Origin of the sequence: Vibrio sp. THAF190c, assembly GCF_009363355.1 — a bacterium.
In the GTDB taxonomy this organism is placed as follows: Bacteria; Pseudomonadota; Gammaproteobacteria; order Enterobacterales; family Vibrionaceae; genus Vibrio; species Vibrio fortis_A.
The window spans coordinates 1,006,659-1,022,662 of record NZ_CP045338.1 but is presented as its reverse complement, the minus strand read 5'-3'; the positions used below and the strand labels follow the sequence as shown (position 1 = coordinate 1,022,662).

Genomic DNA, 16,004 nt, shown 5'->3' with positions numbered 1-16,004 from the left:
AAATAAAAGGATAACAAGGCAGTTAGTATTATGAGTGACTCTCTACAAAAATCGATGGTGGGCTTACAAAATGGGCGTCCTACGATAGCGGTTTTAGTGGGCTCTATGACCTCCCACTACCACGAAGGCATCATGCGAGGTGCCGCCCACGTAGCAGAGCAGCGTAATTACAACATCATCGGCTTTTGTGGCGGAGTCATTAAATCGACAGACCATTTAACGCTGACGCGGGATAAGGTATTTGATCTCGTCGATATGGGGCTAATTTCCGGCGTCATCAGCCCATTCAGCTCTCATATGCGCTTTGTTAATGAAAGAGAAAGTGCAGATTTCATCGGGCAATTCTCTAATGTGCCTATCGTCAATATCGGCAGTAAAATCAGCCCCTACACCAGTATCTCAACCGATTACGAAACCGGCTTTTCAGATCTTTTTGATCATTTTGTCAACGTCCATCATTATCGCAATATCCTCTTGATCCGCGGCCCTGAGCATCACGCTTCTTCTGAGCAGAGGATGCACATCTACAGAGCCCAACTAGAAAAATACGACATCCCTTTCGATCCTGATCTTGTGCTCTATTCTGACTTAAAAAAGCGATCTGCCAAGCAGGAACTTGAATGCTTCTTGTCTGACAAAAATAAACCTATCGATGCCGTAATTACTATCAACGATAACCAAGCATTAGGAGTGGTTGAAGCTTGCCAAGAGTTAGGAATTAGGGTGCCTCAAGACTTAGCGGTTGTTGGTTCAATGGACACATTAGAAGGCGCATTTTCTGAGCCACCGTTAACCAGCATCAGAGAGCCTTTGTTTGAGCTAGGTAGAGCCGCAGCCATAGAAGTGATTGCACAGATCGAAGGAGAGCCTCCCGTTGATGAAGTTAAGATCCCAACATCGGTGGTTATTCGTGAGTCATGCGGCTGTAACACGCAAGAATTTAACCACAACCAAGTACACAATAGAGGACTTCTGAATACCGACAAACAAGCTATCTTCGATGATACCCATGAACACATTGTTCACGTGATCGCACAACATAAGGGCGCAATCAGCAGCGAGCAGGTTCAGTGCGTTCTCGATACTTTTCATTGGGCTTTAGAAAACAACGACTACAGAGATGTGTTGAAGCTTCTAAAACAAACTTTGGACGAGTCATTGGAGTCTGATGATGTTCTGTTTTGGCTAGAAGTTGCGTCGAAATTTCAAATCAATGCATTACGGTATCTTGAGCTGAGCACCCAACCCGCAAAGTTAACCAAATTCATAGCGGATCTGACGACACTCAAAAACAGGATAGAACAGACAGCGATTAAATTTCAGAGCTTTGAAACTGAATACTATCTCAACTATTTTCGGGCTATCGTCAATAATCTCAACGCTTCTTTCGACCTTGGGACTATCAAAAAGTACGCCATCGACATCTTAAAGCTTTCGGAAATGTACATATCTATTTTCAACGATATCCATGCCGAGACACTCACCGCAACCAATATCATTTCGGTTCGTAACAATCAGCCTGTTCCATCAGATAAAAAGGTGTTTAATGCTAACCATCTGATTCCCAATAATGTCGAGGCTTACAAGCAACGCTACTCTTTGATGGTGTTCCCGCTGTCGTTTGCCAACAAACCGATTGGCTTTATGACCGTCAACCTCAGTAGTCGAAAAGGCACAGCATTTGAAAACTTGCGTGCCATCATCAGTTCCGCACTGAAAAATGAAATGCTGATTCAGGATCTAAAGAAAGCGGAAGAAAGATTCAGCGATATAGCCCACAGCACTTCAAATTGGCTTTGGGAAACCAACGTCGACCATCGCTTCACCTATTGCTCGCACTCTTCAAGCGAGATCATCGGCTATCAACCAAGTGACCTTATTGGAAAATGGATTAACCAGTTCAATATTCAAGAAAGCAATAGCTACCTGAACGCAATGCAGGGGGAACAAAACCTAGTCGACGTTGAATGTTGGTTCAAACATCAGGACGGGCGCATCGTCTGTTTACTGGTATCCGCAAAACCCATCACCAAGAACGGAGCTTTCAGCGGTTATCGTGGCGTGTTTGAAGACATTACTGAAAAACGTCTACAGGAAGAGAAAATTAAAAACCTCGCCTACTCAGATGTTTTAACAGGGCTACCTAATAGAACGTTATTTCAAGACAAGCTGGATGAAACGATTCGCTTCTCTTCTCGGGATAACAAGAAATTCGCCATCATGTTCATCGACTTGGATCACTTCAAGTACATCAACGACTCAATGGGACATGCGGCAGGCGACCAACTTCTAATTAAGCTATCTGAGCGTCTCAATCAGTCACTGCGCTCTAGGGATGTATTAGCAAGATTGGGCGGTGATGAGTTCGTCATTATCCTGCCTGATATTCATACCGATCAGGAAGTCATCGACATTGCACAGAGAATATTTGAGAGCTTTAAAACCGAAATTATCGTGTGTGATAAGCCTATTTTCGTCACGCTGAGTTTGGGGATCAGCATCTTTCCAAATGATGGGCTCGATGCTGAAACGCTCCTAAAGCGAGGTGACAGCGCGATGTATCAAGCCAAGTCACAAGGAAGGAATGGCTACGCTTTCTATAACAAACAGATTGAACAGAAAAGTATACGCAGAAATACCCATGAAGTGATTCTTCGGGAAGCGATCGCCACACACAGTTTCGTGCTTCACTATCAGCCTCAAGTGTCTGTCCAAAGTGGCAAAATCATCGGCTTTGAGGTGTTAGTCAGAATCCAAAACCAAGAGTTGGGTATTGTCCCTCCTAATAATTTTATTCCACTAGCAGAGGAGCTTGGATTAATTGGACAAATTGATGAGTGGGTATTCGAGAACGCTTGTGCGCAATACCATACTTGGCAAACTCAGGGGCTCAATGATGTTCGACTTTCCATAAACCTCTCTGCCATTCAACTGCGCAGCAATGCCGTTTTAACTAAATACATCCACATTATGGAGAAGCACAAAATCAACCCGTGCAACATTCAACTAGAGATCACCGAAAACGCACTGATCGACAACGAGGATGTTGCATTGGAAGTTCTAACTGGCTTCAAAGAGTATGGTGTAAGTATCGCGTTAGATGATTTCGGTACTGGTTATTCATCCCTAAGCTGTATCAACCTCTACCCCATTGATACAGTGAAGATCGACCGCTCTTTTGTTTCAGATGCAATTGATAACAAAAAGAACCAAGCAATCATCAAGGGCACTAAGCTGATTGCCGATCAGCTCAATCTAAACATTGTTGCCGAAGGTGTTGAAACCCTATCTCAGTTCAAAACCATCGCTCAACTGGGGTGTCACGAGATCCAAGGTTATTACTTCTATAAACCTATGACCGCATTAAACGCGCAATCTGTGCTTGAACAACAAATCGAGAAAAAGGGAACGATTGAAACTCTCTAGCGAGCCAAGCTTTTGAGCGTAACAAGTACATTGTGCACCTCACGTTCAAGGTTAGGTGCACAACATACAGAGCGAATCTAAGCCAGTTCCATCACAATACGGCCGGTGATTTCACCTTTCTCCATATCAGCGAAGATGTCATTGATATCCTCTAGCTTCTTGGTTTCGGTGATCGCTTTTACCTTACCCTCAGCGGCAAATTGAAGGCACTCTTGCTGGTCTTTTCTTGTTCCGACAATGGAGCCAATAATTTTCACACCATTAAGTACCGTGTCAAAAATTGGGATTGGCATCTCTTCTGGCGGCAACCCTACCAGCACACAAGCCCCTCCACGACGTATTGAGCGATAAGCTTCTTCAAAGGCTGGCTTAGATACGGCAGTACACACCACACCGTGCACACCACCTTGGGTAAGTTCAGCGATCACTTGCGAAGGCTTGTCTTTCATAAAGTCGATACAGTGAACTGCACCCAGCTCTTTAGCAAGAGCCAGCTTCTCGTCACCGGTATCAACAGCAATCACATTCATTCCCATCGCCACTGCGTATTGGATAGCCAAATGACCAAGGCCACCAGCACCAACAATCGCGACCCATTGACCTGGTTTAACCTCAGTTACTTTGAGCGCTTTATAGGTAGTCACACCTGCACAAAACAGAGGTGCGGCATCCACATAGTTAAGCTCATCTGGCAACTTGACCACATACTCACCATGCGCAAGGCAATATTCCGCGTAACCGCCATCCACTGAGTATCCAGCATTATGTTGGTCTAGACAGAGTGTCTCTTTGCCATCTAAACAGTAATCACAATGCCCACAAGCACTGTATAACCAAGGCACGCCTACACGGTCGCCGACGTTCAAATGCTTAATCTCACTGCCAACTTCAACAATCTCACCTACACCTTCATGCCCAGGTACCAGTGGCATTTTAGGTTTCACAGGCCAATCACCATGACAAGCATGTAAGTCGGTATGACAAACACCACAAGCGTGCACCTTCACAAGCACATCTCTTGGTTTGATGTTTGGTAACGGAATATCTTTTATCTCTAAAGGCCCTTTAAATTCACTAACAACTGCCGCTTTCATATGATTCTCCATTTTCAAAAAAACACATGAGAATAATTATCATTCAATTGAATTAATCTATGTGACAAGGCTCATAACCTGTCAGTAAACTTAAAAAAATAAACCCTAAAAATAAATGGCTTATTATGTTATAACATCACAAGACAAAGTGAGCATAACTTACCCACAACAACTAATTCATTAAAACTGGTACTAACCTCTCGTAATAACCTAGCTTTGGGTAAAATTGACAATAAACCGCAAAATTGCAGACATAATTCATGAAAGCCACCTAACATCGACCAAATAAATGAAAGCTGCTATTTCTATTACTCTTCTTGTTCTTTTGACTGGCTGTACACATAACCAATCAAAAGCGCTGAACGCTAACACCTCTTCAGTCAACGTTTATGCACAATCAATGTCGAACATGCAGCTGTGCGACACCCTCTACTATGGTCGACCAAGTAACCAAACGCTGGCAGCCATTGGTGCTGAGTTCAATCGAAGAGGCTTATCTAAAACTTGGTGCGATGCCGAAGCCAACAAGCTCTATCTAACCCAAGCCCTCAATTGGCTAGCACAACAAGCCGATAGCGATGATGAACAAACCGAAAGTGACGACTCAGCCGTAATTCTGCCTGCAAATTGACCTTTTTAACCATCGATACACTCGACCAAATCGCAAAGATAGAAGAGAGCCATTGATTAAAATTTATGCCTTAGTTCACAAGGATATGCATTTACATTGATAGTTGTTAATGGATCGTTAATGATGCATATCCATCTCTAATATAAGGACATAATGAAATGAAGTGGATATTAGTTGCGTTGGTTAGTCTGTTTTCTGCGTTCACTTACGCAAAAGAGTGGAAGCAAATACGATTTACTGTAGAGGGCGCTTACCCTCCTTTTAGTTGGACAACTAAAGAAGGTAAGTTAGAAGGCTTTGAAGTCGATCTGGCCAACGCACTGTGTGATGAGCTGCAGGTAAAATGCGTAATATCTAAAACCGATTGGGATGGCATTATCCCTTCTCTGCTTAGTCGCAAAAACGACGCGATTATCGCTGCAATGACAATCACAGAAGAGCGCGAAAAGAAGGTTGACTTCACCATCCCATACGCAAAAGTACCAACGCGCTTCGTGATGGAAAACGGTCGTGAAATCAACATGGAAGACGGCAGCTTAAACGAGCTTACGATTGGAGTGCAGCGCGCAACTATCGGAGATAAGTACCTTTCTGCAATCTACCCGAACGTCGATATCCGCCGCTACGGTAACTTTGATGAAGCCTTTACTGACTTATTGAACGGACGCCTTGATACAGTATTTGGTGGCTCTATGGGTTTAAATTCTGGATTCTTAGAAACAGAACAAGGTAAAAACTATCACTTTACCGGGCCCAAATTCACTGAAGAGAAATGGTTTGGTCGTGGTATCGGTGTTGCCGTTCGCAAACAAGACGACGATTTAAAACTACTAATCAATGACGGCATCCAAAGACTGATCGACAACGGCCAGCATGCAAAAATTGCTAGCAAGTACTTCTCGTACAGTATTTACGAATAAAGCAACACTGTGACTCAATAGAACAAAAAAGCCGCTCTCTATGAGCGGCTTTGTTATGGGATAGACACTTACATGGCTGACATAGATCGCTAGCCCACTAGCTCAGTTAATTGCTGCAAAGAAGGCAGTGCCGTCATCGCACCTTTTTGCGTGGTCGCTAGTGCGCCGCAAGCATTGCCCCAGTGAACAGCTGCTTCGACCTGAGACCATGAACACCAGTCATCACTCTGAGACAGTTTGGCTAGCAAGCCACCGACAAATGCATCACCTGCGCCCGTCGTATCAATAACTTGCTCAACCTTAGTGCCTTCAATCACTCGACGTTCACCATTGTAAACCGCCAATGCACCACGAGCGCCTAGCGTCACCATGATCAGCTTGTTAGGCGCAGCATTTAGCTCGTCCAAAGCCGAATCTAGCGTTTCAGTACCGGTTAAGAACGTTAGTTCCTCTTCAGAAAACTTCACCACATCTGCCAGCTCAACAGCACTCATCACAACTTCTTTGATTTGTGATGGTTCAGCCCATACTTCTTCCCTCAGGTTCGGGTCAAAGCTGATATAGCCGCCTGCTGATTTCATTCGCTGCATCGCTTCAAGCGTCGTACTGCGAGAGGGTTCGTTAGCCAAAGCGATTGAACAACTGTGCATCCATTGTCCATATGTAAATTGGGGGATGTCTTCGATGCTGAAAAACTGGTCGGCGCTTGGCTTAACCATAAAGGTGAAGCTGCGTTCACCATCATCATCTAGGTCGACAATGACAGTAGATGTTCGCTGAGCTTCGTCCAGAAACATGCCATCGGTATTCACCTTCTCATCCGTTAGGGTTTGCTTCATAAAGCGCCCTAGCGGATCTTGCCCAGCTCGACCAAAAAAAGCAGTATCACCGCCCAATCGAGAGATGGCCACAGCAACGTTTGCTGGCGCGCCACCTGGGCATTTTAAATAACGAGTCTCGCCATCTGGAATCAAATCCACAACAGCATCTCCAGTTACCCAAACTTTGTTCATATCACTTTGCCTCTCGTAACGACGTTAAATTAAAATTCGTAGAACAGACGTACACGAGCACCGAAATCGTCTTCTTCAGCAAAGGCTGATGCATCCGACTGCTGATCCAACTTGTTGTCGACGGTTGTGTAGTATGTACCTAGAAGAATTGAAAAATCTTGTACCTCCAGTACATCACGGAAAGCGTAAGATGCATACCATGTTGATACGTTTACGTCGCCTTCAGCCCAAGAAGAAAACTCCTTATTTTCATACTCATTTATCGAGTGAATGTAACCCAATCCAAAGTTATTCCACAGTGCATTAACACCTGCTGATAAGTTGTTTTCGTCAACAGCATCTAAGTAAGCAACGTTCGCATTTACTGTCCAATCACCGCTCGTCCAGTTACCAGTTAAGCCATAACCGGTACGATCTGAGATATCCACACCATCAGCGACAATTGCGTTAGAAACGAGATTGGTTTCAATCGAAGCAGCCACTTTGAAATCACCCATTTGGTAAGCGACAACAGGGCGAACTAAAAACGAATCTTTGCTCGATTCGATCTCTTTACCGTGGTACTTGCCATCAAGGCCGCCATCGAACAAGTTAGAGCGGTCACCTAACATTGCGCCAACTTCCACATACAAGTCACCAAAGGTTTGGCTGTACATGATTTGACCGTCTGAACCGCGACCACGTGCTTCTTTTGCTTGGTATGAATATGCTGAACCGTCTGAATAAAGATCATTCGCTGTATCTCCCGAGTACTCTAGGAAGACATCTAAGCCAACAGGAAACATATCGTAAGCTTCAAATCGACCCGCTTTAATTGCCCAACCGTCTTTTTTACCAAACTCAAAGTACGCATCATCCAATGCAATATTGCCTGTGCTCTCAAACAGCGGTTGCGCTTTCACACCCACATAATGACCTTTGCTCGTGTACTTTTCGCCCGCAAACTCGATTAGAACGCGGCCGTCTTGGTTGAATTCGCTGTCATTGTTATCGTGTGACTCACGGTCTTGGTAGTTGAAATTCAACTCCACGTTGCCACCGACAGAGAAGTTACCCTCTTCAGTATCAACAATGCTGATTCCAGCGTTCGCTGACATTGCAACCATTACGGAAGCCGCCGCAAGCGACATTTTTAGTGTATTTTTCATGCTAAACCCTATATTTTGGCAATAAGAGGCCCTCCCCGACGAGGGCCTTATTTTTTTGTTTTGGAATAATTTACTGGTGGCTAGCGAGTAGCCTGTATCGCAGACATATAATGCAGTGTGCCGCTTGCCTGATTGAGAGTGACTAGAGACAACTCATCAATGAAGATTCGAGAGGTGAACACTGTCTTGCCGTTGTCAGCAAAAATTTCAATCGCTGAGTTATCGACAAAGACGCGGATGGTTTGCGCTTGCTCTAGACGCTGAGCGTAGCGAACCGTGCCATATGCTTCTGCGTGTAAGTGAGAGACCTGAGAACGGTCTAGAATCAACTCATCTTGATCGCCTCGGAACACCATCTGCTCACCTTTCTGGTTAGCCAAAGTCAGAGTGAAAGACTCATCTACATTCAGTTCCAACTCGAATGCTCGTGACGTTAGATCTAGAGGCTCAGAGTCTTCGACGTCAATTGAACTTTGGCGTAGTGCTTTAAGCTCTTTCAATGGTTTCTGGATCAGATAGTCGCCATCAATGATCAACTCACGTGGTAGCGTGAGCATATGCGCCCAGCCGTTTTTATCCGTCGGATAGTCGCTCTTTGAGTTGCCCAACCAACCAATAAGAATGCGACGTTGTTTGTTATCTAGATACGTTTGTGGTGCATAGAAATCAAAGCCTTTATCTAGCTCTCGATAGCCTTGGTTTTTGAATACTTTCGATTCAAAATCAATAGGCTCACCCACCATATAAACCACAGAAAATACGTTTTTGAGGTCATATTTGTTGTCTGAACTCACGCCCTGTGGTGAGAAGATGTAAACCCCATGCTCATCCGTCTCATAGTAGTTCGGGCACTCCCACATATAGCCAAAATCTTCTAACCCTACATCGATATCACCTTGGTGATGGTAGTCATCAATGTCGCTACCGCGATAGTAAGCGAGAGTTCCCTTTTCGTTATGACCTTGAGCGCCAATCAGCATGTGATAGTCGTTATCACGACACACCAACACCGGGTCACGAATCTCTGCGGTATATGCACTCGGATCGAAGTCAACCACGATACCTTTCTTTTCCACGTTACCTTGCTTGTCCATAATCGCGAGAACTTGAGTCGGATGACGTTGGTCGTTCTCCTTTTTCAAATTCGCCGTATAGAAAAGGTAAAGTTGATCATCGTGCGGTACACCAACTCCGGTATAACAACCATGATGGTCGTAATCTTGGTCTGGGTACATCGCGATACCGCGGTCAGTAAAGTTCACGAAATCTTTGGTCGATACGTGGTACCAGTGCTTCAAACCGTGCACAGGGCCAAGCGGGAACCACTGGTAGAAAATGTGGTGCTCGCCATTGAAGTAACTCAAACCGTTCGGGTCATTCAACAAACCGTGCTTTGGTGCAATGTGGTAGCTCGGATAAAACGGGTCAGTTTGTGTTTTGTGCTCAATATCCGCCAAATACTCCTCACTCACCTCGTGAATTCGGACAAAGCGGTTTTGACGATTAGAAAAATCCATAACAACTCCAAGAAAAAGAATATTCACTCAAATAAGTGGTGAAAAATTATTTAGGCTCTTTGTAAAGCAGCTTTGTCAGCGCGAAAGCAGAGGCTGCACCGACTAGCATCACAAGAACATACATTCCTAGACCGCCGCCAAGGTAAAGCAAAACACCTGGTAGCATGGTTGCTCCCGTACCTGCAGAGCCAATACCCGCAATCGCGCCTAAACAGCCACCTAATGCACCGCCAATACAGCCATACAAGAAAGGTTTTACGCGAGGTAGAGTAATCGCAAACATCGCTGGCTCAGTGATACCAAACAGAGCTGGCAACGCTGCACCAAACATACCGGTGCGCTTCACTTTATCTGTCTGCATCGACATCACCGCCATTGCCGCTCCAAACTGGCCTGCGATTGCAGCAGTACCCAATGGGTTGATGTAGTCGAAGCCTGTGTCTGTCACCATCGCGATCGTGATAGGCACGATGGTGTGGTGCATACCGGTTACCGCCATGAATTGAATTGCGCCGCCGTAAATCAAGCCACCAATGCCGTATGGGATTTGTAAGAAGTAGAGCACGGCTTCGGTAATCAGCTTCTCAATTCCGAGTAGGATTGGACCAACGAACACCAAACCTGCAATCAGAGAGACCAACAGAGTGATAAATGGCGTCAGAATGAGGTCCAATACTTCAGGGATGTATTTGCGTGATGTACGCTCAACTAGAGCAGCGAACCAACCCATAAACACCGCTGGAAGAATTGAACTCTGCAAACCAGTTACCGCAATCTCAAAGCCCATAAACGGAATCATCATCGCTTCTGCGTTACCGAAAGCGACATCCCATTTACTAGCTAGTTGCGGAGCCACCAACATCAAGCCCAAAACAATACCGAGCACTGGATTACCACCGAATACGCGCATCGCCGACCAAGTCACCAATACTGGGATAAAGATGAAGGCGGTATCGGTTAAAACTTGAGACAGAGTATTGAGCTGAGGAGAAAGCTCAATCCCGAAACCGTTCACCAACAACCCACGCAAACCCATCAATAAACCGGTCGCAACCAAGGCAGGAATAATAGCGACAAAGATGTCAGAGAACGTACGTGTTACCGTTTGGAAGGTACTCACTTTGTCTTTTTTCTCTTCAGCTTGTGGAGCTTCTTCAATGGCGTCGTTGCCTTTCATGATGGCAAAAACCTTACCTACAAAACCTGTCCCCAAGATCACTTGGTGCTGACCATTTTGGAAGAAGTACCCATGTACTCCCTCCGTTGCGCTGAGTCCTTCAGCGTCGACTTTTTCATCTTCCTTGGCCACAACACGCAGTCGTGTTGCACAGTGATTAAGTTGTGCGATATTGCCCTCACCTCCCAGTAAGGCCATAACTCTATTCGCTACAACTTTCGCATCTCGCGCCATAAATTTCGTCTCCAAAGAGTGCAAAGAAATAACAACCTGTATCTAACCTGTATTTATACTAATACAGGTTAGATACAGGTTGTATTTTTCGTTGTCGTTTTTTGTTATTCGTCACACTTGTTGTTTACCTGAAATGCATAAGATTGCTTACATTCAAAAACCTATAGATAAAAAAATAGCCCACAAACGTGGGCTATTCGACACTCTCTAAACTCGTGCGGTTATCTCAAAATCATACAAACTAGATTTATAGTAAACCGTTGAGTACTCATATATTTTCTGCTCTTCATAGTAGTTCTGAGATTGGTTGATCAAGATGGGATCAAGCTCTCCAACATCTAAAAATTGCTGAACTGTCACATCAGGCAACGCCGGTAATAACTTTTGTTGCGTCTTGACCATCTCAATACCGTGACGACTCAAATATTCGAACTTTGATCCCTTGAGATCGTCTTTTGTTAGGTTGGGAAGTAGTACTCGTGGGATGTAGAACTCTTCAAATGAGACGACTTGGTCGTTAACCAGCCTTAAACGACGAGCAAAATTAACGGGCTCACCAACAGAGATATTGAGTTTTTGAGCGACAAGCTCATCTGCAGGCTGCACCTCAAAGGCATCGACAATATTGGTCGCTTCTAGACCCGCACCTGCCGCCTCTTGCGCCAAACCAGACATAGATAAGAAGTCATGACGCAGTTTATTGGATTTAACAAAGCTGCCTTTGCCCTTCTCTGAAAAGATATAACCGCCATCATTGAGCTGCTGCAACGCTTTACGCACCGTAACTCGGCTGACTTTCAACAGATCAACCAGCTGATTTTCAGAAGGTAGCTTACTGCCCACAGGGTAAGTGCCTTTATCAATCTCGCGCTTTAACTCTCCCGCAACTTGGATGTACAGCGGCTGCAAATTTTTTTGCTCAAATAACTCAGTCATAATTCCATAAAAACTAAGGGGGTTCGGTTCATATTACTCAAGCTATCAAGGAATACCAAGCCTGCAAAGCGAGAGAAAACAATTTCTAACCAAAGAGATGAGGAGAAACAGAGGTGAATTGGAAGGGACCAGAAAAGCAAAAAGCCGCTCATGAAGAGCGGCTTTTTTAAAGGGTGGGAACCCAGCCACATCCCGGCACACAAGTCACTCGCTGCGGCTGCTTCCTTCCGGACCTGACCGAGTTCACGAGCTATTGTTGCGGGAGGACCAGGCCCCCATAGATTCGTTTTCTAAGAGGCTTGCCTCAAAGAGTGACTGGATTATTAAGCATCCCCGCAACCATTGCAAGCCCTTCCACCCTATTTTTAAACAATTGTGGTCTAAGTGCTTATCCTTTACTCAAACCAATACTAAATCGCAGGTAAATTGGTCATTTACCTGCGAAAAAGAGAGATAGGAAACAAATGCTGACGTTGGAGCTATTAACGCTTAGATATCGATATCTTCGTTATCTTCTGTACGAATAATGTAGTCCGTCATCCACGCAGTGCCTAGCAAGCATAACCACACAACAAATACTGGGCTCGGTACCTCAATACTCGGTGTAATCACCAGAGCAGCAAAACCCGCAGTGGGCAGTGTCCAACACAATAGCTTATTCCAACGGAAGGTTTTGAGCTTGGTCATCGCCTCCATTGACGCCATAATGCCCGTTACACACAAGGCTACTAGTGCCGCATAAGGTAAGTCGGCTATCCAGAGTGGCAATATTAGAACCAGTGACCACCAGCTATGTCGACTAGCCGGTTTGAGGTGATTAGCCGCCCACCAGATGACTATTATTGATAGGGTTTGAAGAACCGTAACCCAAGGCGTACCTTCAAGCTTACCTGCAGACTGAGTCACCATAATGCCGACTTGTAGAGTCGTGACAATTAATCCTGAAACCACAAGCACTGACAAGCTACTGTGGCGTGAGAAGACAACCATCAGCAAAGGAAACAACACCCACGCACTGACTGATAAAGTTATTGGCTGCATTGGAAGTGTCAGGCCGTATACGGTCATCGAAGCAAGCAGAGCTAAGCCTGCGACTCCTCCTTGCGGCAAAACCCATAGCGCAGGGATAACCATAGCCAAAACGGGAATGTCTCCGTCACTTAGACTAATAGCTCGGGCACAAACAACCGCTAATAGGGTTGTCACTAAGAACTGAAACGTTGAAAATACCATAGCTCTCTCCTTCTACCGATCCGTGGTATTAATGAACTAGGAATAGTTAGTATGGACCAATTTTTACCCCAAATCTTTGCTGTAATTCACCAAATTCCCTATGGGAAAGTAACAACTTATGGAGACATAGCACGTTTTTCAGGCTTTCCAGGCTATGCGCGTCACGTAGGCAAAGCTTTGGGCAATTTACCAGAGGGAAGTCAGCTCCCTTGGTTTAGGGTCATTAATAGTAAAGGCGAGATTTCGCTAAAAGGCGAGGACTTCGAGCGACAAAAGCGCCATTTAGAAGCGGAAGGCATTGAAGTGAGTGAGGCAGGGAGAATCAAGCTCAGAAAATACAAATGGCAGCCGTAACGCTGCCATTGTTCTTTATTCAGTTCGTTCTCTTAGAGAACAATGAATTAACGAACACCAACTAAACGCAAATCCAGTGATTCTGTGTTAGCTGCATCTGTGATCACAGGTGCAATTGTATCTGTTGTAAAACGCAGCTTGCTATCTACATGGATACTTGCGCGCACATTGTAACGATGGTTCGCCTTAATCTGACTAGCGTCGTACTTCAGTTCAAAAGCAAATGGGACCTGCTTGCCATCGGTTGTGAATTCTTGAGTCGCCAATACCTTTGAAGGTGCATCAGCCAATGAGATATCTTCTAGTGTTACCGTTACTAGTGCATTTTCAGGAAGTGCAATGCGCTCTCGGTAACTTACCGTACCGGTTACCATTTTCATGTTCTCTGCGACAACCTGTTGATGCGCCTCACTTTGTTCAGTGGTTTGGCAGCCAGCGAGGAAGCCAAAAGAGATTAAAGACGTTGCGATTAATAAAGCCTTTTTCATAAGATATTTCTCTCAATGTGTTTGCCGGATATAGCAAAACTGAATGCTAATTATAAGAGAGCTTTCATATTCTGTCTTGAAACCCTATGATTTATTGACAGATATTTGACTGAGTGGCTCGGTTAACCCTTTAACCTGCTCTCATTTTATTAAGAGGTGCTCTGGCAATGAGTCAACCATTAAAAGAATTACTAAGTTTACTTCAGCTAGAAAAACTGGAAGAGGGTCTGTTTCGAGGACAGAGTGAAAACCTTGGTCTGCCACAAGTTTACGGCGGACAGGTACTTGGCCAAGCGTTGTCTGCTGCGCGCTACACGGTTGAGGAAGATCGCAGTGTCCATTCGTTTCACAGCTACTTTCTGTATCCAGGCGATCCAGAGAAGCCGATTATTTATGATGTAGAGAACTTACGAGACGGACGCAGCTTCAGCACTCGCCGTGTTAAGGCGATTCAAAATGGTCGCCCTATCTTCTACCTCACCGCTTCATACCATGGTGATGCTGAAGGCTTTGAACACCAAAACACCATGCCTGAGATTCCAGGGCCGGAAAACTTTGCATCGGAAACAGAGCTTGCTAGCCATATCGCTGAGTTTTTACCTGAGAAGCTAAGAAAGACTTTCTGTGGCGAGAAGCCAATTGAGATGCGCCCAGTTACGGTTGTGAACCCTCTCAAACCGAAGAAGACTGAACCAAAGCAATACTTATGGGTTCGTGCAAATGGTGAAATGCCAGACAACCATCTGATTCACCAATACCTGCTAGCTTACGCTTCTGACTGGGGTTTCCTCGTGACGGCTCTGCATCCTCACGAAGTTTCTCTGATGACACCGAATTTCCAAGTGGCCACTATTGACCATTCAATCTGGTTCCACCGCCCATTCAAGATGGATGAGTGGCTGCTGTACGCGATAGAGAGCCCTACTGCGAGTAACACTCGTGGCTTGGTTCGAGGTGAGATCTACAACCAGCAAGGTCAACTGGTTGCTACGGCAGTACAAGAAGGCGTAATGCGCTTTACTAAGTAATTTTCGTCTAGCCTTTGCCAATAATGGTAAACCAAAACACAAAGGGCTTGAGTACTACTCAAGCCCTTTTCCATGTTCTTAATAGTTCGAATACCTATTCAGCGACTGGTACTTCTTCTTCACCCTGAACGCGAGTCTTAATCCCATTACCGGCATCGCGAATCAAGTTAATAGGTGATAACACCACCCCTTTCACTGTGCCTTCAACTGCCCCTTGAGTCGCGGTTTGAGCTAACACTTTACTCTTATCCACCAGCTCTGTTGCCTGATTCAAAATCCCCGGAACCTCTTCTCTTAACTGAGCAGACTCTTGCACAACGACAGGGATCACTTGTTCACGATAAGCTTGGCTTTCTGCCAGTACAGGCGGCACCACATCCACACGGTAACGTGTGACTTCGTTGAGAGTCGGAGGTATCACATCCGTTCTCAATACTTTAATTTCTTTCAGTACAGTAGGTACCGTCTCTGTTCTGACGTTCTTCACTTCAAGCAGAATAGATGGGATCTTACTGTCCACTGAAGCGACAGTTTGATTAACCTCATCAATGGTTTGACGCACTGCTTCTACAGTCAATAGTACTTCTGGAGCTAGCTCATCAATATGCTCGGCTAACACAAGAAACTCTTCCACTTTGAGCTCCTTGGTAACAACAGATAGGTCATCAATCACCTGTGGGTAGGTATCCACCACCTCACCTACCTTATTGGTAAAAGCGAAGATGCTGTATCCCAAATAAAAAATCGCCGTCGCCAATAGCAACTGAATGGCCATAGAGATTTTTGCTTGCATAAACGTCCTTAT

General features: G+C 45.0%; 14 protein-coding genes and 1 other RNA gene. 5 read left to right on the top strand and 10 right to left on the bottom strand.

The window, feature by feature from the left end:
* Positions 1–30 precede the first annotated feature (30 nt).
* Positions 31–3,426: an EAL domain-containing protein gene (locus FIV04_RS04685; RefSeq protein WP_152468384.1), complete on the top strand. Its 3,396-nt coding sequence runs from the start codon at positions 31–33 to the stop codon at positions 3,424–3,426.
* Between the two features lie 77 nt (positions 3,427–3,503).
* On the opposite strand, the gene adhP is transcribed toward FIV04_RS04685, so the two are convergent.
* Positions 3,504–4,520 (bottom strand): alcohol dehydrogenase AdhP, encoded by a 1,017-nt coding sequence (gene adhP, locus FIV04_RS04680; protein WP_152468383.1) that lies wholly within the window; start codon positions 4,518–4,520, stop codon positions 3,504–3,506.
* Between the two features lie 289 nt (positions 4,521–4,809).
* Here adhP and FIV04_RS04675 point away from each other — a divergent pair, with 289 nt between their 5' ends.
* Both FIV04_RS04675 and FIV04_RS04670 read left to right on the top strand, forming a co-directional pair.
* A complete protein-coding gene (locus FIV04_RS04675; protein WP_032549564.1) occupies positions 4,810–5,151 on the top strand; it encodes a hypothetical protein in 342 nt (113 codons plus the stop codon).
* A 158-nt stretch (positions 5,152–5,309) separates the two neighbouring features.
* A complete protein-coding gene (locus FIV04_RS04670) occupies positions 5,310–6,071 on the top strand; it encodes a transporter substrate-binding domain-containing protein (RefSeq protein ID WP_152468382.1) in 762 nt (253 codons plus the stop codon).
* Positions 6,072–6,160: 89 nt separating this feature from the next.
* Here the strand turns inward: FIV04_RS04670 and FIV04_RS04665 are convergent, their stop codons facing one another.
* From FIV04_RS04665 to FIV04_RS04635, 7 genes are all read right to left on the bottom strand, one after another.
* Complete coding sequence (locus FIV04_RS04665) at positions 6,161–7,084, bottom strand: aminoimidazole riboside kinase (RefSeq protein ID WP_152468381.1); 924 nt, start codon at positions 7,082–7,084, stop codon at positions 6,161–6,163.
* 29 nt (positions 7,085–7,113) lie between these two features.
* Positions 7,114–8,232 (bottom strand): carbohydrate porin, encoded by a 1,119-nt coding sequence (locus tag FIV04_RS04660; protein WP_152468380.1) that lies wholly within the window; start codon positions 8,230–8,232, stop codon positions 7,114–7,116.
* Positions 8,233–8,312: 80 nt separating this feature from the next.
* Positions 8,313–9,749, bottom strand: a complete 1,437-nt coding sequence (locus FIV04_RS04655; protein WP_152468379.1) for a sucrose-6-phosphate hydrolase — start codon at positions 9,747–9,749, stop codon at positions 8,313–8,315.
* A gap of 46 nt (positions 9,750–9,795) precedes the next feature.
* The gene (locus tag FIV04_RS04650; RefSeq protein WP_152468378.1) at positions 9,796–11,160 is read right to left on the bottom strand and encodes a PTS transporter subunit EIIC; all 1,365 of its coding nucleotides are present in this window, start codon (positions 11,158–11,160) and stop codon (positions 9,796–9,798) included.
* 207 nt (positions 11,161–11,367) lie between these two features.
* Positions 11,368–12,096, bottom strand: a complete 729-nt coding sequence (locus tag FIV04_RS04645) for a GntR family transcriptional regulator (RefSeq protein WP_152468377.1) — start codon at positions 12,094–12,096, stop codon at positions 11,368–11,370.
* Positions 12,097–12,272: 176 nt separating this feature from the next.
* Positions 12,273–12,369, bottom strand: an RNA gene (ffs, locus tag FIV04_RS04640) — signal recognition particle sRNA small type.
* Between the two features lie 216 nt (positions 12,370–12,585).
* The gene (locus tag FIV04_RS04635; protein WP_152468376.1) at positions 12,586–13,329 is read right to left on the bottom strand and encodes a hypothetical protein; all 744 of its coding nucleotides are present in this window, start codon (positions 13,327–13,329) and stop codon (positions 12,586–12,588) included.
* A 51-nt stretch (positions 13,330–13,380) separates the two neighbouring features.
* Between FIV04_RS04635 and FIV04_RS04630 the strand changes: the two genes are divergently transcribed.
* On the top strand, positions 13,381–13,683 hold the full coding sequence (locus tag FIV04_RS04630) for a DNA base-flipping protein (protein ID WP_152468375.1): 303 nt from the start codon (positions 13,381–13,383) through the stop codon (positions 13,681–13,683).
* Between the two features lie 47 nt (positions 13,684–13,730).
* Here FIV04_RS04630 and FIV04_RS04625 read toward each other — a convergent pair whose 3' ends face one another.
* Positions 13,731–14,171 (bottom strand): YbaY family lipoprotein, encoded by a 441-nt coding sequence (locus FIV04_RS04625; RefSeq protein ID WP_152468374.1) that lies wholly within the window; start codon positions 14,169–14,171, stop codon positions 13,731–13,733.
* A 167-nt stretch (positions 14,172–14,338) separates the two neighbouring features.
* Here FIV04_RS04625 and tesB point away from each other — a divergent pair, with 167 nt between their 5' ends.
* Positions 14,339–15,199 carry an acyl-CoA thioesterase II gene (tesB, locus tag FIV04_RS04620; protein WP_032549575.1) on the top strand — a complete coding sequence of 287 codons (861 nt, stop codon included), beginning with the start codon at positions 14,339–14,341 and terminating at the stop codon, positions 15,197–15,199.
* Between the two features lie 94 nt (positions 15,200–15,293).
* Here tesB and FIV04_RS04615 read toward each other — a convergent pair whose 3' ends face one another.
* Positions 15,294–15,992: a hypothetical protein gene (locus FIV04_RS04615; RefSeq protein WP_152468373.1), complete on the bottom strand. Its 699-nt coding sequence runs from the start codon at positions 15,990–15,992 to the stop codon at positions 15,294–15,296.
* Between the last annotated feature and the right edge of the window lie 12 nt (positions 15,993–16,004).